This window comes from Planotetraspora sp. GP83 (assembly GCF_041262585.1).
Taxonomy (GTDB): Bacteria; Actinomycetota; Actinomycetes; order Streptosporangiales; family Streptosporangiaceae; genus JAOEGB01.
Genome location: NZ_JBGCBZ010000011.1, coordinates 1 through 20,995, shown reverse-complemented (window position 1 = coordinate 20,995; position 20,995 = coordinate 1). Strand labels below are relative to the sequence as shown.

At 69.6% G+C, this 20,995-nt stretch carries 19 protein-coding genes and 1 riboswitch; of the genes, 12 read left to right on the top strand and 7 right to left on the bottom strand.

Going from position 1 to position 20,995, the window contains the following annotated elements:
- Nucleotides 1–23: 23 nt before the first annotated feature.
- The 6 genes from pdhA to ABH927_RS16945 all read left to right on the top strand — a co-directional run bounded on the left by pdhA (nucleotide 24) and on the right by ABH927_RS16945 (nucleotide 5,836).
- Nucleotides 24–1,115 (top strand): pyruvate dehydrogenase (acetyl-transferring) E1 component subunit alpha, encoded by a 1,092-nt coding sequence (gene pdhA, locus ABH927_RS16970; RefSeq protein WP_370022573.1) that lies wholly within the window; start codon nucleotides 24–26, stop codon nucleotides 1,113–1,115.
- The gene (locus ABH927_RS16965; RefSeq protein ID WP_370022571.1) at nucleotides 1,112–2,086 is read left to right on the top strand and encodes an alpha-ketoacid dehydrogenase subunit beta; all 975 of its coding nucleotides are present in this window, start codon (nucleotides 1,112–1,114) and stop codon (nucleotides 2,084–2,086) included. Before pdhA ends, ABH927_RS16965 begins: the two co-directional genes overlap by 4 nt.
- Before the next feature lie 15 nt (nucleotides 2,087–2,101).
- Nucleotides 2,102–3,535, top strand: a complete 1,434-nt coding sequence (locus ABH927_RS16960; RefSeq protein ID WP_370022569.1) for a dihydrolipoamide acetyltransferase family protein — start codon at nucleotides 2,102–2,104, stop codon at nucleotides 3,533–3,535.
- Nucleotides 3,536–3,604: 69 nt separating this feature from the next.
- Nucleotides 3,605–4,528 (top strand): MvdC/MvdD family ATP grasp protein, encoded by a 924-nt coding sequence (locus ABH927_RS16955; RefSeq protein WP_370022568.1) that lies wholly within the window; start codon nucleotides 3,605–3,607, stop codon nucleotides 4,526–4,528.
- On the top strand, nucleotides 4,525–5,505 hold the full coding sequence (locus tag ABH927_RS16950) for a TIGR04500 family putative peptide maturation system protein (RefSeq protein ID WP_370022566.1): 981 nt from the start codon (nucleotides 4,525–4,527) through the stop codon (nucleotides 5,503–5,505). The genes ABH927_RS16955 and ABH927_RS16950 overlap by 4 nt, the downstream gene beginning before the upstream one ends.
- Before the next feature lie 37 nt (nucleotides 5,506–5,542).
- Nucleotides 5,543–5,836: a Dabb family protein gene (locus ABH927_RS16945; RefSeq protein ID WP_370022564.1), complete on the top strand. Its 294-nt coding sequence runs from the start codon at nucleotides 5,543–5,545 to the stop codon at nucleotides 5,834–5,836.
- A 4-nt stretch (nucleotides 5,837–5,840) separates the two neighbouring features.
- Here ABH927_RS16945 and ABH927_RS16940 read toward each other — a convergent pair whose 3' ends face one another.
- Nucleotides 5,841–6,065: a hypothetical protein gene (locus ABH927_RS16940; protein ID WP_370022562.1), complete on the bottom strand. Its 225-nt coding sequence runs from the start codon at nucleotides 6,063–6,065 to the stop codon at nucleotides 5,841–5,843.
- A 446-nt stretch (nucleotides 6,066–6,511) separates the two neighbouring features.
- On the opposite strand from ABH927_RS16940, the gene ABH927_RS16935 reads away from it, so the two are divergent.
- Nucleotides 6,512–7,870, top strand: a complete 1,359-nt coding sequence (locus ABH927_RS16935) for an alginate lyase family protein (RefSeq protein WP_370022561.1) — start codon at nucleotides 6,512–6,514, stop codon at nucleotides 7,868–7,870.
- Nucleotides 7,871–7,963: 93 nt separating this feature from the next.
- Here the strand turns inward: ABH927_RS16935 and ABH927_RS16930 are convergent, their stop codons facing one another.
- On the bottom strand, nucleotides 7,964–9,787 hold the full coding sequence (locus ABH927_RS16930) for an acyl-CoA dehydrogenase (RefSeq protein ID WP_370022559.1): 1,824 nt from the start codon (nucleotides 9,785–9,787) through the stop codon (nucleotides 7,964–7,966).
- Between the two features lie 136 nt (nucleotides 9,788–9,923).
- Here ABH927_RS16930 and ABH927_RS16925 point away from each other — a divergent pair, with 136 nt between their 5' ends.
- The 3 genes from ABH927_RS16925 (at nucleotide 9,924) to ABH927_RS16915 (ending at nucleotide 11,057) form a co-directional block, all read left to right on the top strand.
- Nucleotides 9,924–10,262 carry a class I SAM-dependent methyltransferase gene (locus tag ABH927_RS16925; RefSeq protein WP_370022557.1) on the top strand — a complete coding sequence of 113 codons (339 nt, stop codon included), beginning with the start codon at nucleotides 9,924–9,926 and terminating at the stop codon, nucleotides 10,260–10,262.
- Nucleotides 10,263–10,288: 26 nt separating this feature from the next.
- Nucleotides 10,289–10,359, top strand: a riboswitch (guanidine-III (ykkC-III) riboswitch).
- A gap of 7 nt (nucleotides 10,360–10,366) precedes the next feature.
- The gene (locus tag ABH927_RS16920) at nucleotides 10,367–10,615 is read left to right on the top strand and encodes a hypothetical protein (protein ID WP_370022555.1); all 249 of its coding nucleotides are present in this window, start codon (nucleotides 10,367–10,369) and stop codon (nucleotides 10,613–10,615) included.
- A 55-nt stretch (nucleotides 10,616–10,670) separates the two neighbouring features.
- Complete coding sequence (locus ABH927_RS16915; RefSeq protein ID WP_370022553.1) at nucleotides 10,671–11,057, top strand: VOC family protein; 387 nt, start codon at nucleotides 10,671–10,673, stop codon at nucleotides 11,055–11,057.
- 173 nt (nucleotides 11,058–11,230) lie between these two features.
- Here ABH927_RS16915 and ABH927_RS16910 read toward each other — a convergent pair whose 3' ends face one another.
- Complete coding sequence (locus ABH927_RS16910; protein WP_370022551.1) at nucleotides 11,231–11,677, bottom strand: hypothetical protein; 447 nt, start codon at nucleotides 11,675–11,677, stop codon at nucleotides 11,231–11,233.
- Between the two features lie 85 nt (nucleotides 11,678–11,762).
- On the opposite strand from ABH927_RS16910, the gene ABH927_RS16905 reads away from it, so the two are divergent.
- Nucleotides 11,763–12,248, top strand: a complete 486-nt coding sequence (locus tag ABH927_RS16905; RefSeq protein WP_370022549.1) for a GNAT family N-acetyltransferase — start codon at nucleotides 11,763–11,765, stop codon at nucleotides 12,246–12,248.
- 36 nt (nucleotides 12,249–12,284) lie between these two features.
- Here the strand turns inward: ABH927_RS16905 and ABH927_RS16900 are convergent, their stop codons facing one another.
- A complete protein-coding gene (locus ABH927_RS16900) occupies nucleotides 12,285–14,312 on the bottom strand; it encodes a molybdopterin-dependent oxidoreductase (RefSeq protein WP_370022547.1) in 2,028 nt (675 codons plus the stop codon).
- Nucleotides 14,309–14,755 (bottom strand): RpiB/LacA/LacB family sugar-phosphate isomerase, encoded by a 447-nt coding sequence (locus ABH927_RS16895; protein WP_370022545.1) that lies wholly within the window; start codon nucleotides 14,753–14,755, stop codon nucleotides 14,309–14,311. The genes ABH927_RS16900 and ABH927_RS16895 overlap by 4 nt, the downstream gene beginning before the upstream one ends.
- 49 nt (nucleotides 14,756–14,804) lie before the next feature.
- Between ABH927_RS16895 and ABH927_RS16890 the strand changes: the two genes are divergently transcribed.
- Nucleotides 14,805–17,210: a flippase-like domain-containing protein gene (locus tag ABH927_RS16890; RefSeq protein ID WP_370022543.1), complete on the top strand. Its 2,406-nt coding sequence runs from the start codon at nucleotides 14,805–14,807 to the stop codon at nucleotides 17,208–17,210.
- A gap of 39 nt (nucleotides 17,211–17,249) precedes the next feature.
- On the opposite strand, the gene mgrA is transcribed toward ABH927_RS16890, so the two are convergent.
- Together mgrA and ABH927_RS16880 are read right to left on the bottom strand one after the other, a co-directional pair.
- Nucleotides 17,250–18,275, bottom strand: a complete 1,026-nt coding sequence (mgrA, locus tag ABH927_RS16885; protein WP_370022541.1) for an L-glyceraldehyde 3-phosphate reductase — start codon at nucleotides 18,273–18,275, stop codon at nucleotides 17,250–17,252.
- Nucleotides 18,272–20,335 (bottom strand): S9 family peptidase, encoded by a 2,064-nt coding sequence (locus ABH927_RS16880; protein ID WP_370022949.1) that lies wholly within the window; start codon nucleotides 20,333–20,335, stop codon nucleotides 18,272–18,274. The genes mgrA and ABH927_RS16880 overlap by 4 nt, the downstream gene beginning before the upstream one ends.
- Nucleotides 20,336–20,995: the final 660 nt, after the last annotated feature.

Below are 20,995 nucleotides of genomic sequence, written 5' to 3'. Positions count from 1 at the left end.
CCCTGAGAGCACAGGAGTGGCATGTGACAGCCGACGCCCCTCGCGGTGTTGACGCACCCCCGGAGTTCGTCCAACTGCTCACCCCGGAAGGTGAGCTGGTGGAGCACCCTGACTACGACATCGAGCTGACCGCCGAAGAGGTCCGCTCCCTCTACCGGGACCTGGTCCTCGTCCGCCGGATCGACCTGGAGGCGGTCGCGCTCCAGCGGCAGGGGGAGCTGGGACTCTGGGCCTCCCTTCTCGGGCAGGAGGCGGCGCAGATCGGCTCGGGCCGCGCGCTCACCGACGCCGACATGGCGTTCCCGACCTACCGGGAGCACGGCGTGGCCTGGTGCCGCGACGTCGACCCGGTGAAGCTGCTCGGCCTCTTCCGCGGCGTGAACCACGGCGGATGGGACCCGGCGGAGCACAACTTCCACCTGTACTCGATCGTCATCGGCTCTCAGACGCTGCACGCGGTCGGCTACGCGATGGGCATCCAGCGCGACGGTGCGGAGGCGGCCACGATCGTGTACTTCGGCGATGGCGCGACCTCACAGGGCGACGTGAACGAGGCATTCATCTGGGCGTCGGTCTGCAACGCCCCCGTCGTGTTCTTCTGCCAGAACAACCAGTGGGCCATCTCCGAGCCGCTGGAGAAGCAGTCGAAGATCCCGCTGTACAAGCGGGCGTCCGGCTTCGGCTTCCCCGGCGTGCGGGTGGACGGCAACGACGTGTTCGCCTGCCTGGCCGTGACGCGGAAGGCCCTCCGCGACGCCCGCGAGGGGCAGGGCCCGACGCTGATCGAGGCGTTCACCTACCGGATGGGCGCGCACACCACCTCCGACGACCCGACCCGCTACCGCGTGGCCGACGAGCTGGAGGCGTGGAAGCTCAAGGACCCGATCGAGCGCGTGAAGGCCTACCTCTTCAAGAACGAGCTCGCCGACCAGGAGTTCTTCGACAAGGTCGAGGCGGAGGCCGACACGCTCGGCAGGGAAATCAGAAGGCGCTGCCTGGAGCTCCCGGACCCGGAGCCGGAGGCGCTGTTCCGGCACGTTTACACCGGCCCGCACTCCATCGTCGACGAGGAGCGCGAGCAGTACCTGACCTACCTGGCGGGGTTCGAGCGATGACCACACTCACTCTCGGTAAGGCGCTCAACGAGGGCCTGCGCCGCTCCATGGAGGACGACTCCAAGGTCCTCGTGATGGGTGAGGACGTCGGCAAGCTCGGCGGCGTGTTCCGGGTCACCGACGGGCTGCAGAAGGACTTCGGCGAGGATCGCGTGATCGACACGCCGCTCGCCGAGTCGGGCATCATCGGCACCGCGATCGGGCTGGCGCTGCGCGGTTACCGGCCCGTGTGCGAGATCCAGTTCGACGGGTTCGTCTTCCCCGCGGCCGACCAGCTCATCACCCAGCTCGCGAAGATGCCCCTCCGGTCGCTCGGCAAGGTGAGGCTGCCCGTCGTCGTCCGCATCCCGTTCGGGGGCGGCATCGGCGCCGTGGAGCATCACTCCGAGTCCCCCGAGGTGTACTTCACGCACACCGCCGGGCTGCGCGTGGTGGCCTGCTCCAACCCGGCCGACGCGTACACCATGATCCAGGACGCGGTCCGCTGCGACGACCCGATCATCTTCTTCGAGCCGAAGCGGCGCTACTGGGACAAGGCCGAGGTCGACCTCATGGCGGCCGGCGTTCCGCTCGACCGGGCCAGGACCGTACGGCAGGGCTCCGACGTGACCCTGCTCGCCTACGGCCCGATGGTGAAGACCTGCCTGGAGGCCGCGGGAGCGGCCGAGCAGGAGGGGCGGAGCCTGGAGGTGATCGACCTGCGCTCGCTCAGCCCGCTCGACATGGACGTGGTCGCCGGATCGGTCGAGCGGACCGGCCGCTGCGTGGTCGTCCACGAGGCGCCGGTCTTCACGGGCTTGGGCGCGGAGCTGGCCGCCCGGATCAGCGAGCGCTGCTTCTACCACCTGGAGTCCCCGGTGCTGCGGGTCGGTGGCTTCTCCACGCCCTACCCGCCGTCCCGGCTGGAGGACCACTACCTGCCGGACCTCGACCGGGTCCTGGACGCCGTCGACCGCGCTTTCACCTACTGAGAGGGAGGGATCCTCATGCTTCGTGAGTTCAAACTCCCTGACGTGGGCGAGGGCCTGACCGAGGCCGAGATCGTCAGGTGGCACGTCGCCGCGGGTGACACGGTCACGCTGAACCAGACGATCGTCGAGATCGAGACGGCCAAGGCCGTCGTCGAGCTGCCGTGCCCGTTCGACGGCACGGTGTCGGCCCTGATGGCCACCGAGGGCGAGACGGTCGACGTCGGCTCGCCGATCATCGCGGTCGAGATTGAGGACCGTACGGCTCTCGCGGCCGACCTCGTGCCGAACCCCCCAGCGGACAGCACCGCGGAGAGCACAGCGGAGAGCACGCCGGCCAGTGGGGGCGAGGGCGCCGAGGACAGCGCGGACGGGACCGCCGGCAAGGATCAGCGGCAGCCCGTGCTGGTCGGCTACGGCGTCAAGGTCAGCTCCACCAAGCGCCGCCCCCGAAAGACGACTCCCGGAACCCCGGCGGCTCCGGAAGCCCCAGCGGCTCCGGAAGCCCCAGCGGCCGTCGGCGAGCCGGTCCCGGCCGGTTCCGGCGGCAACGGCGTCCTGGCCAAGGTCCTGGCCAAGCCGCCGGTGCGGAAGCTGGCCAAGGACCTCGGCGTGGACCTGGCGACCGTGGCGGGCACCGGCCCTCAGGGCTCGATCACCCGCGAGGACGTCCAGGCCGCCGTGGCCCCCCCGTACCAGGGGGCCGCGTACCAGGAGGTCGTCCCGTCCCGGGAGAGGCCGGCGCCGGCCGTACAGGGGCGGGAGGAGCGGATCCCGGTCAGGGGCGTCCGGAAGGCGACGGCCCAGGCGATGGTCGCGAGCGCGTTCTCGGCGCCGCACGTGACCGAGTTCCTCCAGGTGGACGTGACCGAGACGATGGAAGCCGTCAAGCGGCTGCGCCCGCTGCCCGACTTCGCCGGTGTGAAGGTCACCCCGCTGCTGCTGGTCGCCAGGGCGCTGCTGACGGCGGTGAAGCGCTATCCGATGGCCAACGCCACGTGGACGGACGAGGCGATCGTCGTGAGGCGCTACGTCAACCTCGGCATCGCCGCCGCCACCGAACGCGGCCTGATCGTGCCGAACATCAAGGACGCGGACGCGATGGCGCTCCCGGAGCTCGCCCGGGCGCTCGCCGAGCTGACCGAACGCGCCCGTGCCGGGAAGTGCGGGCCCGCCGAGCTGACCGGCGGGACGATCACGATCACGAACATCGGCGTGTTCGGGGTCGACGCGGGGACCCCGATCCTCAACCCGGGAGAGGCCGCGATCCTCGCCCTCGGCCAGATCAGGGACATGCCCTGGGTGGTCGGCGGGCAGCTCGCCGTCCGCAAGGTGACCACGCTGGCGCTGTCGTTCGACCACCGGGTGATCGACGGCGAGGAGGGCTCCTACCTGCTCCGCGACGTGGGCGCCATGCTGGAGGACCCGCTTAGGATGCTCGCCTGGAGCTGAGAACCGGAAGATCACCTGCGCAAGTAACCTACCAGTGAGCCTCAAGACCCGATTCCTACCGTTGCCGGTGTGATCCTCATACTGAGCGACCGGCGGGACATGACCGTGAGCCGGGTCCTCCCGAAGGTCGAACGCCGGGGGGTCCCGGTCACCTGGTGGGACAGCGGCGAGTTTCCCGGCAGGTCCCGGGTGACCGCCACCTTCGCCGGTGGGACCCACCGGCTGACGCTGGACACCGGGTCGCAGGTCGTCGATCTCGCCACGGTGACGGCGGTCTGGAACCGGCGGCCCAACCGGTCGGTGGCCGCCGCCAACGTGTCCGACCCGACTCATCGCGCCCACGTCGAGTGGCAGTCCCGCTTCCATCTCGACGGGGTGTGGGAGCTCGTGCGGGCCCGCTGGCTGCCGTGCCGGCATCCGGTGACCCGGCAGGCCCACAACAAGCTGATCCACATGGCCCGGGCGGTCGAGCTGGGGTTCACGGTGCCGGAGACCGTCTACACCAACGATCCCGGTGAGCTGGTCCCGGCGTACGAGCGGGCCAGAGGCAGGCTGGTGGTCAAGCTGCTCGATCCGGAGGACCTGCGGATCGACGGGCAGGACCACCGCGTCCACACGACCGTCGTGAGCCGGCGGCATCTCACGTCCCGTCATCGGCTCCAGCACGAGCCCGTCATCCTGCAGCCCTTCCTCCCCAAGGCCGTCGAGCTCCGCGCCGTCGTCGTCGGGCGCCGGGTCTTCGCCGCGCGGGTCGGGCCGAACCCGCCCGGCTGTGCCGTACACCGCCTGCCCCGGGACGTCGAGCGGCGGTGCGCCGAGCTGGCCGCCTCGCTGGGGCTGGGCTACGGCGTGATCCACCTCGTCGTCACGCCCGAGGGGGATCACGTCTTCCTGGAGATCGACCCGAACGGCTCCTGGGACCCGATCGAGGAGCGCACCGGTCTCCCGATCAGTGAGGCCATCGCCGGCTGGCTCGTGGGGGAGTGGGCATGACGGCTCCCGGCTTCGCCCAGGTCCTCACGGAGGGCGTCGAGCTGCTGCGCGGGTTCCGCCGCCGCCGTACGGCTGTCACCGAGGCCCGGCACGCGGTCGCCGAGTGGTCCGCGAGGCACCCGGCCGCGCGGCCGCAGCTCGTCGTCGACGTACGGCCGGGCAGCCCGGTGGTGGACTACGACCTGCTGGTCTGCCACCCCGAGGGCGGCACGGTGGCGCTGTCGGCCCCGGCCGACGACGGCGTGCCGTGGCTGGCCGACCACTCGACGCACTGGGCGGCGGGCTACCTGGTGAGCGTGGACAAGGTCCACGTGCACGTGGCCGAGGCGCTGACGATGCTGCGGCGGCTCCCGCGCGGGGACCGGGCCGTGCATGACGAGATCGTCGAGCAGAGCCTCCTGCTGAACGAGATCATGACCGATGACGAGCCGCTGGACGAGGAGGATGTGCGGGCCGCCGCCGACGAGTTCCGGCGGTCGCGGGGGCTCCACGACCGGGCCTCCACCCTCGCGTGGCTGGCCGAGATGTCCATGTCGGGCGAGCAGTTCGAGGCGTTCATCGCCGGGATCGCGCGGCGGCGGCGCTTCCGGCGGCGCAAGGAGGCGGAGCTCGCCCCCGCCTATCTGGCCGATCACCAGGCCGACTTCGACCGCGTCCGGGCGCTCTGGGTGACCGCCTGCCAGCCCGTGAACGGCGAGCTGCTGCGGGGCCTCGGCGGCCTGCTCGGCTGCCGCGAGGCCGAGATCACGATCGGTGAGCGGTGGGCCGGGGAGCTGCCCGCGCCGCTGCGCCACGCGGCCCGCGAGTCGATGGTGGGGCCGGTGGAGCACGCGGGGGGCTACCTCACCGGGATGGTCCTGGAGCGCCGGGCCTCGCGGGACGACCCGGAGACGCTCGCGGCGGCCGGAGCGGCGGCCTTCCGCGAGTGGCTCGCCGCGCGCCGGAAGCGGGCGTCGATCGAGTGGCACTGGTTGTGAGAAGGTGTCGGGGATAAACCACCACGAGGGGGAGGCCATGTTCCGGCACATCGTCCTGTTGCAGTGGACCGAGGACGCCACGGAGGCTCAGAAGGCGGAGGTGGCCAAGCGGCTGCGCGAGCTGCCCGCCGCGATCCCGGAGCTGCGGAACTACGCGGTCGGCCCCGACGCGGGGATCAACGAGGGCAACTTCGGCTTCGCCGTGGTGGCCGACTTCGACTCGGTCGAGGACTACCTCGTCTACCGTGACCATCCGGTGCACCGCGCTGTGATCGCGGAGTTCATCGCGCCCATCCTGACGAACCGGGTGGCTGCGCAGTACGTCATCTGACCCGTCACAGGTCCGGGTTGTGCTCGTGCTCCAGGAGGTTGTGCGGGTCGGTGGCCGGCCCCTGGCGCACGGCGAACAGGATGCTCAGCAGCAGGCCGACGCCCCCGGCGCACATGAAGATCACGCCGATCACGTCGATGCGTACCCAGGGGCCCAGGACGTTGGACTTGATGGCGAACTTCAGGATCGCACCGAGAGTGATGAAGAAGATGCTGACCCCGATGCCCATCGTGCGACCTCCGGGACGCTGGTAGTGGCGAGGTAAACGGGCCGTACGCAATCGGTCATACCCGGCCGCGCGTGATCACACTACTGGAAAGAACGACGGATCTCCGTTGGGCTCATTCGCCTCCCAATGTCTAGAAGCGGTCGGGGCCGATCACCGATGCCAGGCGGTGATGGGGTCAGGGTTGTGCCGCTTCCGGGTGTTTCACTTGCCGCACACTTTCGCTCGCAGTCATGTGCGGGATCAAGAGCGAGCCAGGTAACGATTCAGATACGCGAAAGCGGTTCAGATACGTGAACGCCGACTGACCTGCGAAGAGTTTGTTAATCACCCTTCTTAAGGCGCTGACCTGCGATCGGGCCCATTGACGGCGGCGAGGAGCCGTGCGCATCGTAACGAGGCCAGGCGGTTAGCAAGGTCCGGGATCCCCTCATGAATGGAGAGCCGGAATGCCTTTCCTTCCGCGCGTCGGAGCGCTGATCGCCGCCGTGGCGACAGCCGCCGCACTCGCCGTCCCGCCCAGTCCAGCGTTCGCCGACCCGGAGCCGGACGCGTCCGCCGGGACATCCGCCGAGTCAGCGGTGTCCGCCGAGTCGGCGGACGCGTCGTCGTCGGCGGCCGAGCATTCGGCCGTCTGGTCCAGGCGGCCGCAGACGGTGGTGCTCGACGGCCGACGGCTCGCCCTCACCCGCCTCGGCGTCCGTGTCATCCCCGACCTGCGCCGTCAGCTCAAGACGCTGACCGCGCAGGCGGACGGCTGGCTCACCAAGGGGCCGTGGTCGGTCACGCACAAGCCGCAGCTCCCTCCGAGCGGTGACAAGCACGACTACCTGAGCGAGGCGCCGTACTGGTGGCCCAGCCAGCCCAAGACACCCGACAACCCCTGGGGCTGCCCGTACATCCAGAAGGACGGCGTCCGCAACCCGGCGATCGACGAGATCACCGACCACGAAGAGCGCGGCGAGATGTTCAACGCCGTCTACACGCTCACGCTGGCCTGGTACTACACGGGCAAGGCGGCCTATGCCGAGCGGGCGGCGCTCGACCTGCGGACCTGGTTCATCGACCCGGCGACCCGGATGAACCCGAGCCTCAACTACACCCAGTTCATCCCGTGCCGGGTGACCGGGCGCGGCATCGGCATCATCGACTTCTCGCAGCAGTTCACCGACATCCTGGACGCCACGGCGATCCTCGATCTCGGCGCGCCATCGTGGACCAAGGCCGACCACGACGCGATGCGGTCGTGGAACGCCGACTTCCTGACCTGGCTGCGGACGAGCAAGAACGGCATCGAGGAGGCCGCCCAGACGAACAACCACGGCTCCTTCTACGACATGCAGAACGCCGGGATCGCGCTGGCGATCGGCCAGCCCGACCTGGCCCGGCAGATCGTGGAGGAGGCCAGGGCCAAGCGGCTCGACGTGCAGCTCGCGGCCGACGGCACCCAGCCGACGGAGATCACCCGCACCCGGAGCTGGCACTACTCGACCTTCAACCTGGTCGCGCTGACGCGGCTCGCCGCCATCGGGGAGCACGTCGGCGTCGACCTGTGGCACTACACCACTCCGCAGGGCGGCAGCCTGTTCAAGGCGATCGACTACCTGCTGCCCGCCGCCACGGCCGCGGCGCCCTGGCCGCACCCGGAGCTGGAGTTCTACCGCTTCGCGGCGAGCGACATCGTGCACGCCGCAGCCGACGAGGGCGACCACGCCGCCCGCAAGGCCGTCCGCGGCCTGGAGGCGCCGCCCGGCGGTGACCTCTGGCTGCTCCGCCCTGCGGTCGAGCAGCTCGACGCCATCGGCTGACGCCGGCGGTTCAGACGAAGGTTCCCGCGAAAGCCGTACGGCTGCCGCTCACGCGAGCGGCAGCCGTACGGCGCGTCGGGGGAAGGGCCTTTCCTAGAAGGACTCCTCCGGGAGCTGCATGAGGTCCTGGCCGGTGGCGGCGAGCACGCGCCGCTCGGCGGCGATCCGGGGCAGCACGGTCTGGGCGAAGAAGGTGGCGGCCCCGACCTTGCCGGTGTAGAACGCCTTGTCGGTGTCGGACTCGCCGAGGGCCCTGAGGGCGATCTCTGCCTGGCGCAGCAGCAGCCACCCCAGCACCAGGTCGCCGAGCGACATCAGGAAGCGGGTGGTGTTGAGGCCCACCTTGTAGACCTCCTCGGGGGTCTCCATGGACGTGATGGCCCAGCCGGCCATCGTGTCCGCCATGGTCTTGACCTCGTCGGCGGCCTCGCCGAGCAGCTTGCGCTCCTCCTTCAGGCGGCCGTTGCCCGCCTCGGAGCCGGCGAACGCCTTGATGTCGCCGAGCAGCGAGCCCAGCGCCGCGCCCTGGTTCCTGAGGACCTTGCGGAAGAACAGGTCGAGACCCTGAATCGCGGTGGTGCCCTCGTAGAGGGAGTCGATCTTCGCGTCGCGGATGTACTGCTCGATCGGATAGTCCTGCAGGAAGCCCGAGCCGCCCAGCGTCTGGAGCGAGCGGGCGAGCAGCTCGTAGGACCGCTCGGAGCCGACGCCCTTGACGAGCGGGAGCAGCAGGTCGTTCAGCGCCTCGGCGGCGTGGTCCCGGCGGCCCTCGAACTCCGCGATCTGGATGGTGTCCTGGATCGTGGCCGTGTAGATGACCAGCGCGCGCATCGCCTCGGCGTACGACTTCTGCAACATGAGCTCGCGGCGCACGTCGGGGTGGTGGGTCGTGGTGACGCGCGGGGCGGTCTTGTCGGCCGAGCGGGTGAGGTCGGCGCCCTGGACGCGGTTCTTGGCGTAGTCGAGCGCGTTGAGGTAGCCGGTGGACAGCGTGGCGATGGCCTTCGCGCCGACCATCATGCGGGCGTGCTCGATGACCATGAACATCTGCTTGATGCCCTCGTGCACGCCGCCGACCAGGTAGCCGATGGCCGGGTGCTTCTCGCCGAACGTGAGCTCGCAGGTCGTGGAGACCTTCAGGCCCATCTTCTTCTCGACGTTGGTGACGTAGGCGCCGTTGCGCTCGCCCAGCTCACCGGTCTCCAGGTTCACGAGATATTTGGGGACGAGGAACATCGACAGGCCCTTGGTGCCCGGGCCGGCGCCCTCGGGGCGGGCCAGCACGAGGTGGAAGATGTTCTCGGCCATGTCGTGCTCGGCGCTGGTGATGAAGCGCTTGACGCCCTCGATGTGCCAGGTGCCGTCCGGCTGCTCGACGGCCTTGGTCCGGCCCGCGCCGACGTCCGACCCGGCGTCCGGCTCGGTGAGGACCATGGTGGCGCCCCAGTGCCGCTCGACGGCCAACTCGGCGAACCGCTTCTGCTCGTCGGTGCCCAGGTCGAAGAGCAGACGGGCGAAGGCGGGGCCGCAGCCGAACATCCACACGGCGGGGTTGGCGCCCAGCACCATCTCGGCCATGGCCCAGACCACACTGCGCGGGGCGGGCGTGCCGCCGAGCTCAGGCTGAAGCTCCAGGCGCCACCACTCGGCGTCCACCCAGGCCTGGTAGGACTTCTTGAAACTCTCCGGCATCGTCACGGTGTGGGCCGCCGGGTCGAACACGGGCGGATGCCGGTCGGAGTCCTCGAAGGACTCGGCGATCGGCCCGGTGGCGAGGCGGTTCACCTCGTCGAGGATGCTCCGCGCGGTCTCCTCGTCGACGTCGGCGAACGGGCCGCTGCCGAGGACTTCCGTCCGCCCGAAGACCTCAAAGAGATTGAACTCCAGGTCGCGGAGGTTGCTCTTGTAGTGACCCATGGTGTGCGCTCCTAGAAACCAGACCCGGGGATGACGTACTGGTCAGTAACTCTATCTGAATGCTACCCGCCAGTAACCCCCTATATGCATGTTTTATGCCACACCGCGGGTACGGCGGCCCGCGTACGATCGGCCCATGAAGGCGGAACGCTGGCGGGCTGACCTGGAGTCGTGGGCCATCCCCGAAACGATCCTCGCGAGCGCTCCGGCCAACCCCTGGACACATCAGGTCGAGCGCTTCCGCCGCAGGACCGAGGCGCTCCTGGCGGCGCCGGGAGGGCCCACCTACGAACGCGCCCGTGAGGCGCTGCCCCCGGGCGGCTCGGTGCTCGACGTCGGCGCGGGCACGGGCGCGGCGAGCCTGCCGCTCCACCCGGCCGAGCTGATAGCCGTGGACGAGAGCGCCGCCATGCCGGTGCCGCCACGTAGCCTCGTGACGATGTGGTGGGACACGTCACCGCAAGGAGGGAAATAGTTCTCACAATGGCGATGTTCGGGATGTTAGACGCCCTCGTCCCTGGGCGTCCCGGACGAGGTGCCTGCCGTACCCGGCTCTGCTAAGACGGCGCGCGGAAAGCCATGGAAGAACTCGTTCAGATCATCGGCGCTGTCCTTATCCTCAGCGCGTTCCTGCTCTCCCAGCTCAAGGTCATCGACGGCGAGTCGCCGCTCTATCTGGTCCTGAACCTCGCCGGCTCGGCCGTTCTCGCGTGGATCGCCCTGTCGGGCCGCGACTGGGGCTTCGTGCTTCTGGAAGGGGTATGGGCGAGCGTGTCCGCCGCCGCTCTCGTCAAGGTGTCCGTCGGCAGGGGGCGCACGGCCGGATGAGCGCGGCTCGGTAACCTGCTTGACACCTTTGCTGGTGTCGCGATTGGCTGGGCGCATGATTGAGATCCACACGATCACCATCGACAGCGCCCAGCCGTACGAGCTGGCCCAGTGGTGGAGCGCGGCCCTGGGCTGGCCCCTCGTCGACTCCGAGCCGGAGGACGACGAGGTCATGCTGGACCGTCCCGACGGTCCCCCGCACCTGCTTTTCATCCGGGTCCCCGAGGGCAAGAGCGGCAAGAACCGGGTGCACCTCGACGTCTGGCCCGCAGAGGGGCTCACCCGCGACGAGGAGGTGGACCGCCTGCTCGCTCTCGGGGCCCGGCCCCACGAGGACCACCGGACCGACGAGGGGACCGGCTGGTTCACGCTGCTCGACCCCGAGGGCAACGAGTTCTGCGTCTGCCGCGGCGAGGCCGAGCGAGCCGCGTCATCTTCCTAGGCCGCCTTCGCCACCCGTGTCGCCGTGATCATGCAGGGTCTCCCGGGAAGCTCGGGGACGTCGGGTTTCGCAAATCGCGATCATGCATGGATTCCGCCGCACGCAGTCTGATCGGCGCCGTTATGCTTCATGATCATGCGCTGTTCGTTCGGCGGGGGCGTCGTCGTGCACGATCACCCCTTGGCGCGGCCTCGCATCGACAGGGTGAGGACGCCCGTGATGAGGTAGACGAGCGCGCCTCCCCACAGCGCGTCCCAGGCCGCGCCGAAGACGCCCTCGCCGTCGACGACGAGTTGCACCGGGTACATCAGGATGGCCGCCCCCAGGCCCGGATAGAGGGCGAACCGCCAGGGGTGGCGCAGGGACCAGAGCCTCGCCTGCCGGGTCACCCGGTCGCCCTCCTGCGGCCGGGAGATCGCGCCGATCCCCGCGACCAGCGAGAACAGGCTGATTCCCACGCACAGCGCCCACGTCAGATCGGCCGGACCGGGGAGGATCCAGCCCATGAACAGGCTGGTGGCCGCCACCACGGCGCCGGAGATCGCCGCCGCCTTCCAGGGCGCGCCGCGCAGAGCGGCTCCGGCCAGGGACATCTCATCGCTTCGGGTCAGTTCATTCATGCTTACATGCTGCGTTTCGTAGCGTTTCCGGGGCATCGGGGAAGTCCCTGACCGCCCCCTGAGGCGTCCCGGTTAGGCTCTCCGGATGTCCCTTTCGCCCCACTCCCTTCCGTCCCGACCTTCATTCCGTACGGCCCGGCGCGCGGACATCCCGGCGATCGTGGCGATGCTGATCGACGACCCGATCGCGGCGGCCCGCGAAAGCCTCGGCGGTGAGGACTACCGGGACTACGAAGCGGCCTTCGCGGCGATCGATGCCGACCCGCGCAACGAGCTGATCCTCGTGGAGGTGGACGGCGAGGTCGCCGGGACGATGCAGCTCACCTTCATTCCCGGCCTGTCGCGCCGCGGTGCCGAGCGCCTCCAGATCGAGGCGGTCAGGGTCGCCGCGCCGTACCGGAACCGGGGGATCGGCCGGACGATGATGGAGTGGGCGGTCGAGCGGGCCGGAGACCGCGGCTGCGCGCTCGTCCAGCTCACTTCGGACAAGGCGCGCTCGGACGCCCACCGCTTCTACACCGGCCTCGGGTTCACCGCCTCTCACGAGGGGTTCAAGCTCCGGCTGAGCTGATCGATCATCCAGCGGCACCACTCCGCCCGGTGCCGCTCAGATCGCGGCGATCTCCACCAGGTTGTCGTGGTAGACGGCGCCCCTGCCCATGTCGGCGTCGCGCTCGTCCACCGCCGCGTTCGGGTTGGCGCCGCCGGGGCTGAGCTTGGGCCAGTGGCCCTTGGGGGCGGCGACCACGCCGGGCCGGACCCGGTCGCTGATCTCCACGTACGCCCTGAACTCGCCGTTGCCGTTGAACACCCGGGCGAGTTGCCCCTCGGCGAGCCCGCGCGGGGCGGCGTCCGCCGCGTTCACCAGGACCTTGGGCCCCTTGGAGCGCCTCTGCAGCTCGGGGTTGTTGCCGAAGGTCGTGTTGAGGAACGTGTGCGACGCCGGAGTGATCATCGTGAGCGGATACTCGCGGGAGGCGCCGGCCGTACGCGCCGTGTACGACGGGACGTAGCCCGCGACCCGGGGGAGACCGGCGGCCTCGGCGCGCTCGGAGACGAACTCCAGCCTGCCGGACGGCGTGGGGAAGCCGTCGGTGAAGGGGACGAACGGGTCCGGCACGTCGAGCCGGGCCCAGCCCTCCTTCCTGAGCCGGTCCAGCGTGATCCCGGGGGTTCCGGTGAGAAGCTGCTCGGCCAGCTCCAGATCGGAGTCGTAGAGGGACGGCTCCGTCAGACCCATGTGGCGGGCGAGGCGGCGGAACGTCTCGGTCGTCGACAGGGACTCCCCGGCGGGCTCGACGGCCGGTTCGTTCCACATGAGGTACATGTGCCCGTAGCCCGCGTGCAGGTCGGCGTGCTCGGTCTGCATGGTGGCAGGCAGCACGATGTCGGCGTAGTCGACGGTGTCGGTCGGGAACTGCTCCATCACGACCGTGAACAGGTCGTCCCGGCTCATGGCCTCGCGGATCCGGTTCTGGTCGGACGTCGAGCCGAGTGGGTTGGCGGCGTAGACCCACAGGCACTTGACCGATTCGTCGAGGCCGTCGGCCAGCCGCGTCATCGTCAGCGTGCGAACCGGCTTGGGCAGCAGGTCGTAGCGCGGGTTCACCGCGAGTCGCACGTGGGCGGAGGTCGAGTACGCCACGCCGCCGCCCGGATGCCGCCAGTCGCCCGTCACACCGGGGATGCAGGCGATCGTCCGCATCGCCGACCCGCCGCCCTCGTGGCGCTGGATGCCCATCGTGGCGCGGATCCCGGTCGGCCGGGTGTGCGCGAGCCGTACGCCGAGGGCCCGGATGCCGGCCTCGGGCAGGCCGGTGATGTCCGCCACCCGGCTCGGGGGATATTTCAGGATCTCGGCTTTGAACTCGTCCCAGCCGTGGGTGTGGTTCTCCAGGTAGTCCCGGTCCTCGGCGCCCTCCTCCAGGACGACGTGGAGCAGGCCGAGCGCGAGCGCGGCGTCCGTGCCCGGCCGGATGGGGAGATGCTCGTCGGCCTGGTCGGCCGTCCGGGTGCGGATCGGGTCGATCGCCACGACGTGCGCGCCGGCGGCCTTGGCGTCCTGGATGAACTTCCACAGGTGATGGCCGCTGGTCAGCGTGTTGGTGCCCCACAGCAGGATCAGCCGGGACAGCGCGAACGTCTCGGGATCCATGCCGCCGGGCGTGCCGTTGGTGTACCGCAGGCCGTCGTTGCCCGCCCGCGCGCAGATGTTGAGATCGTGCCGTGAGGCCCCCAGGACGTTCCAGAACCGTCGCCCGGCCTCACCCGACTCGCCCTGGATGTACCCGAGCGTTCCCGTGCCCTGGTACGGCCAGATCGCCTCGCCGCCGTGCTCCCCGACGATCTCGGTCAGCCGGTCGGAGATCGTGGAGAGCGCCTCGTCCCAGGTGATCCGCTCGAACCGGCCCGAGCCCTTCGGCCCGACCCGCTTCATGGGGTGGAGGATGCGGTCGGCCGCCCGTGTGTGCTCCAGGTAGCGGTTGACCTTCACGCACAGCGCGCCGCGCGTGTACGGATGATCCTTGTTGCCCCTGAGGCCGACGGCCTCGCCGTCCCTGACCGTGACCTCCCACGAGCAGGTATCCGGACAGTCAAGCGGACACGCCCCAAGGACCCGCAATTCCCCAGTCATGACCGTGATTCTATGTTTTCCAGCTCGGCGATATTGAGAAGGTCCTCCGCGTCCGTGCTGGGAGTCCCGGCGAACCACGCGTCGAGGATCTCCACCAGCAAGCGCTCGGAGGTCAGACGGAGGCTGAGGGCCAGCACGTTGGCGTCGTTCCACGTCCGGGCGCCTTCGGCGGTCGCGGCGTCGGCGCACAGCGCGGCCCGTACACCCGCCACCTTGTTGGCCGCGATGGAGGCGCCCGTGCCCGTCCAGCAGCACACGATCGCCTGATCGGACCGCCCCGCGGAGACGTCCCTCGCGGCACTCGAACAACACCAAGCCCAATCGGCACGGTCACCCGGGGCAAACGCTCCATAGAGTGTGACTGAATGGCCGCGCCGCTCGACCTCGGCCACGAGCCGAGACGCGATCCCGTCGAGGCTGTCCGAGGCAAGAGAAACTCGCATGCCATCAATTGTGGACACTAAGTGCGAAGATCGCACAGAATCGCTGGTGGTGAGAGGTATCAAGGAGCAGGACCTGACGCTGGACACTCCTCAGCAGGGAGTCGTCCTCGTTGTCGAGCCGCTCCTGCCGCAGCGGATCCGCCGCCCATCCGACGCGCTGCGGTTCCTCCTCACACTCATGGCCCTCGCCTGCGTCGTGCTCCTGGCCCTGGCGCTCCAGCGCACCCTCAACGGCCTGGAGACCGACGTGCAGGCCGGCACCGGCCGGGCCCCCGACCTGCTGTCGTCCGTCTCCGGGCTGCTCGGCGGCGTCGCGGTCCTCATCGTCCCCGTGGGGTTCGCGGTCGAGCGGGTCTTCCACCGCGACGGCATGCGGATCGCCCAGGGCCTCATCGCGGCCATCCTGGCTCTGCTGATCTCCTACGCGCTCGACGAGTGGCTCGTCATGTCCGGCCCGGCCGAGCTCAAGCAGCTCCTCACCGGGGGCCGGGACGTCGAGCCGCTCAACACCGTGCTGACCCCGGCCATCGCGTACGCGACAGCCGTACGGATGTCCCGGCGGACGCAGTGGCGCGCGCTCATGTGGATGGCGCTCGCGCTCGACGTCCTCGCGCTCTTCACCGCCACCAAGGTCACCGCGCTCGGCGTGATCCTCACCTACCTCGTCGGCCTCGCCGTCGGGTTTGGCACGCTGTACGGCATAGGCAGCGCGAACACCAGGCCGCCGGGCAGCGCCGTGCTGGCCGCCCTGCGGCGGCTCGGCTTCGGGCCCATCAGCGCCCGGCGGGTGGAGGACGACAGCTCCGGCAGCCGCCGCTACCTCGTCGGGCTGGCCAACCAGCGCCATCTCGACGTCACCGTGCTCGACAGGGACCGGCAGGTCGCCGGGATCATCTACCGCCTGTGGCGGCGGCTCCGGCTCAACACCGAGACCCGGCGGCGGGCCATCCGATCACTGCGCGCGGAGCTTGAGCGCGAGGCCCTGATGGCCTACGCGGCGCAGGCGGCGGGCGCGAGCCTGCCCCGGCTGCTCGGCACGAGCGAGATCGGCACCGAGGCCGCGCTGCTCGCCTACGAGCACATCGACACCCGGCCGGTGCAGGAGCTGCCCGACGAGGACGTCGACGACGAGCTGCTCGGCCAGATGTGGGAGCAGGTGCGTCTTCTCCACGCCCACCGGCTCGCCCACCGGCACCTGACCGGCGAGAGCATCCACGTCGACGCGACCGGCCGGGTGCTCCTGGTCGACGCCCGCAGCGGCGAGATCGCGGCCGGCGACCTGTTGTTGAAGCTCGACATCGCCCAGCTCCTCGCGTACCTCGGCACCAGGGTTGGAGCCGAGCGCTCGGTCAGGTCGGCGGCGGCGGTGCTCGGCGCGGACACGCTCGCCGGGGCGCTGCCCCTGCTCCAGCGGATCGCCCTCAGCCGCGACACCCGGGCCGCCACCCGGAAGAACAAGGACCTCCTCCCGGCCATCCGGGAGCAGATCGTGACGCTCAAGCCGCAGGTCGAGGTGGAGGAGGTCCGGCTCGAACGGTTCAGCCCCCGGACCCTCCTGACGATCATCGCCAGCACGGCCGCGGCGTACTTCCTGCTCACCCAGCTCAGCCGGGTCAACGTCGTCTCCGTCGTGGCGACCGCCAACTGGATGTGGACCGGGATCGCGCTGGTCGCCGCCGCCGTGAGCTACGTGGCCGCCGCGATCATGCTCAGGGGCTTCGTGCCCGAGTCGCTGCCCCTGGGCCGGACCGTGCTGGCGCAGCTCGCCGGGTCGTTCGTGAAGCTCGTCGCCCCCGCGGCGGTCGGCGGCGTGGCGATCAACACGCGCTACCTGCAGAAGCGCGGCGTGCCACCCGGCCCGGCCGTCGCCAGCGTCGGCGCCTCCCAGCTCGTGGGCCTCGCCTCGCACATCCTGCTGCTGCTCTTCTTCGGATACGTCACCGGCACCCAGGCGGCGCCGTCCCTCACCCCGTCACGCGGGCTGCTGGTCGCGCTGCTGGGCGTCGCCGTGCTGTTCCTGATCGTGCTGGCCGTACGGCCCCTGCGGCGGCTGCTGACCTCCCGCGTGCGCGCGATGTTCTCCGGCGTCATCCCGAGGCTGCTCGACGTGGTCCAGTCGCCCCGCAAGATCATCGAGGGCGTCAGCGGGACGCTGCTGCTGACGATCGCGTTCGTGGTCTGCCTGGTGGCCTGCGTCCGCGCGTTCGGCGGCGACCTGAGCTTCACCGCCGTCGCTGTGGTCTTCCTCGCCGGCAACGCGATCGGCTCGGCCGCCCCCACACCCGGCGGCCTGGGGGCGGTCGAAGCATCGCTGTCACTGGGCCTCACAGTCGCCGGCCTGCCGGGAACGGTCGCCACGTCAGCGGTCCTGCTCTTCCGCCTGCTGACCTTCTGGCTCCCCGTCCTCCCCGGCTGGGCCTCCTTCACCTACCTCCAACGCCACCAAGCCATCTAGCGACGCCCCGCGGCGTTGTCCTCGGTCGAAGCTGGGCGCTTAGTGCGCGCTCGAGGCGGCCCAGAGGTTGATGCCGGAATCGACGGCGTCCTTGTCGATGGCGTCCAGCTCCTGGGAGGTGAAGTCGAGCCGGTTCACCGAGTCGAGGCTGTCGTCGAGTTGCCGCACGCTGCTCGCGCCGATCAGGACCGACGTCACCCGCTTGTCGCGGAGCGCCCAGGCCAGCGCCATCTGCGCCAGGGACTGGCCACGCTCCCGCGCGATCTCGTTCAGCGTCCGGACGTGCCGCAGCGCCTCATCCGTGAGCAGGCTCGGGTCGAGCGACTTGCCCTGCGCCGCGCGGGAGTCGCGGGGGATGCCGTCAAGGTAGCGGTCGGTCAGCATGCCCTGGGCCAGCGGCGAGAACGCGATGCACCCCGCGCCCTCCTCCTCCAGGACGTCGAGCAGCCCGCCCTCGATCCACCGGTTCAGCATCGAGTAGGACGGCTGGTGGATCAGCAGGGGAGTGCCGAGCTCCCGCAGGATCCGGGCTGCCTCCCTGGTGCGTTCCGGCGAGTACGACGAGATGCCGGCGTAAAGGGCCTTTCCGGACCGCACCGCGTGGTCGAGCGCCCCCATGGTCTCTTCCAACGGCGTCTCGGGGTCGAACCGGTGGCTGTAGAAGATGTCGACGTAGTCGAGGCCCATCCGCTTGAGCGACTGGTCGAGGCTGGACAGCAGATACTTCCGCGACCCCCACTCGCCGTACGGCCCCGGCCACATGTCGTATCCGGCCTTGGTCGAGATGACCAGCTCATCGCGATATCGCGCGAAATCCTGCTGGTAGATGTGCCCAAAGTTGATCTCGGCGGAGCCGTACGGCGGGCCGTAGTTGTTGGCGAGGTCGAAGTGCGTCACCCCGCGGTCGAACGCCCTGCGCAGGATGGCCCGCTGGGTCTCGATCGGCTTGTCGTCGCCGAAGTTGTGCCAGAGCCCGAGCGAGACGGCAGGCAGCTTGAGCCCGCTTCTCCCGGTCCGGTTGTACGGCATGGGCCCGTACCGGCCGTCGGCCGCGACGTAGCTCATTCGGTCACTCCAACTCGGTCCAGAATCCAGGAGAGCGCGAACGCCTCCTCGCGCCAGGCGTCGTACCGGCCACTGCGGCCGCCGTGCCCGGCGCCCATCTCGGTCTTCAGCAGGAACGGCCCGCCCACGGCCCGGTCGCGGAGGCGGGCGATCCACTTGGCGGGCTCGTGGTAGAGCACGCGGGTGTCGTTGAGGCTGGTGATCGCCAGAATCGGCGGGTACGGCCGGCCGTCCACGTTCTCGTAGGGCGAGTACGCCTTCATGTACGCGTAGACCTCGGGGTCGTGCAGCGGGTCGCCCCACTCGTCCCATTCGATGACGGTCAGCGGCAGCGACGGGTCCAGGATCGTGTTGAGGGCGTCCACGAAGGGCACCTCGGCCACGACCCCGGCGAACTCCTGCGGCGCGATGTTGGCGACCGCCCCCATGAGCAGGCCGCCCGCGGAGCCGCCCCGCGCGATGACCTCGCCGGCCCAGCCCTCGGCCTTGAGGTGCCGCGCGCACGCCACGAAGTCGGTGAAGGTGTTCTTCTTCCTGGTCAGCTTGCCGTCCTCGTACCACCGGCGGCCCATCTCACCGCCGCCCCTGACATGCGCGACGGCGAAGACGAACCCTCGGTCGAGCAGCGAGAGACGGGCCACCGAGAAGTACGGGTCGATGGAGGTCTCGTAGCTGCCGTAGCCGTACAGGAGGGTCGGGGCGGGCCGGTCGGCGCCCTTCTTGACGACGATCGAGATGGGCACCTTCGTCCCGTCGTCCGCCGTGGCCCACTCGCGGAACTGCTCGTAGTCGTCCGGGTCGTAACCGCCCAGGACGACCTTCCGCTTCAGCAGGATCAGCTCGTCTGTCCGCAGGTCGTAGTCGTAGACGGAGGCAGGGGTGATCATGGAGGTGTACCCGAGCCTGAGCCTGCTCGTCTCGAACTCCGCGTTCCCCGACGGCGCGACGTCGTAGATCGGCTCGGGGAAGGAGATCTCGTACGGCTCCCGCCCGTCGCCCGGCAGGATGCGGATGCCGGTCAGGCCGTCGCGGCGGAAGTGGACGACGACATGGTCCTTGAACGCGTCGACGTCGAGCAGGCGGGTGTCGTCCCGGTGCTCGATGAGCGTCGTCCACGTCGCCGGATCGTCGAGGGGAGCGGTCGCCAGCTCGAAGTTGACCGCGCCGTCGTTGTGGAGGATGCCGTCGTTGTGGAGGATGAGGAAGCGGTCGCCCGCGTGGTCCAAGCCGTACTCGACGCCGGTGTGCCGCGGCCTGACGATCGCGAACTCGCCCGTGGGGTCGCTCGCGTCCAGCACGCGGACCTCACTGGTGATCTTGCTGCCCGCGCTCAGGACGAGGTAGCGCTGGCTCCGCGTCAGCGCGATGCCGACCCAGAACCGCTCGTCGTCCTCCTGGTAGACGAGAACGTCGTCGTCGGACCCCAGCGTGTGGCGGTAGATCCGGTACGGGCGCCACGCCTCGTCGATGGTCGTGTAGAAGAACGTCGAGCCGTCGGCCGACCAGGCGCCGCCGTAGAAGATGCCGGGGATCTCGTCGGGGAGCAGCTCGCCGGTGCGCAGGTCTTTGAACCTGAGCGTGAACCGCTCGTCGCCGGTGAAGTCGGTGGAGTACGCGAGCATGGTGCCGTCCGGGCTGACCGCGCTCGTGCCGATGGAGAAGAACGGGCTGTCGCCGGCCAGTTCGTTGCCGTCAAGGAGGACCTGCTCGCCGGGAAGTGGCTCGCCCGGGGTCAGCTCGGGCGGGCTGTCGCCGTCCGCCGCGACCCGGCACTGAATGCCGTACTGCTTGCCTTCCTCGGTGCGGGAGTAGTACCACCAGGCGCCCTTGCGGGTCGGCACCGACAGGTCGGTCTCCAGCGTGCGCCCCTTGATCTCCTGGAAGATGGTCTCCTGGAGCTTCTTCAGGTGGCCGGTCATCTCCTCGGTGTAGGCGTTCTCCGCCTCCAGGTGGGAGATGGTGTCGGGATCGTCCTTCTTGAACAGCCAGGCGTACTCGTCGACCACGGTGTCGCCGTGGTGAGTGCGCTCGGCCGGGACCTTCTTCGCCACAGGCGGCATGTCGCTCACCCGCCAAAGTCTATGTTCGCCGTGGTCGCGGTACGGCGAGGCCTCATCGAGGCCCGCCACGCCGCCACGGCCGCTGCAGGAGCCGCTGCCGGAGCCGTCGCTGGGGCTGTCGCCGGGGCCGTCGCCACCAATCCGGACAGCCTGGTGTTACGACTTTCCGGGTCAAGGCAGTCGATCGTGCTGCTAATCTTTTGGTGTCGGCGCGGTTCGGCGCATCCCTTTCTGATCACTGTGGTGGTTGTGTTGTGGGTGGGCGCTGGTGGTTGTCGGCGTTCTCCTTGTTCTTGTTCTGGTTGGTCGCTGGGCGTGGTTTGCGTCGTGGTGTCTGGTCGGGTAAGTTAGAGGGGTTGCCCCGGAAACGGGGTGGTCGGAATTCCTGCTGGTTCGCGGGGTTGGTGTCAAGGGTTCGGAAACGGGCTGGTTTGACACGAATCTGGCGGGGCGCAAGAATAAAGACGTAACGGCGCGGAGTGAAGCGGGGAACGCGAATCGAAGTGCTGGGAAATGTACGGTGAATCGCCCCGATGTTCGAGGCCTTTGGTTGGGTTTCGGGTGTTGGTGTTCGCGTCCGTTTCTTGAGAACTCAACAGTGTGTTAAAAGCCAGTGCATGATGCACAACCCCGTCTTTTTGACGGATTCCTTTGGTTGGC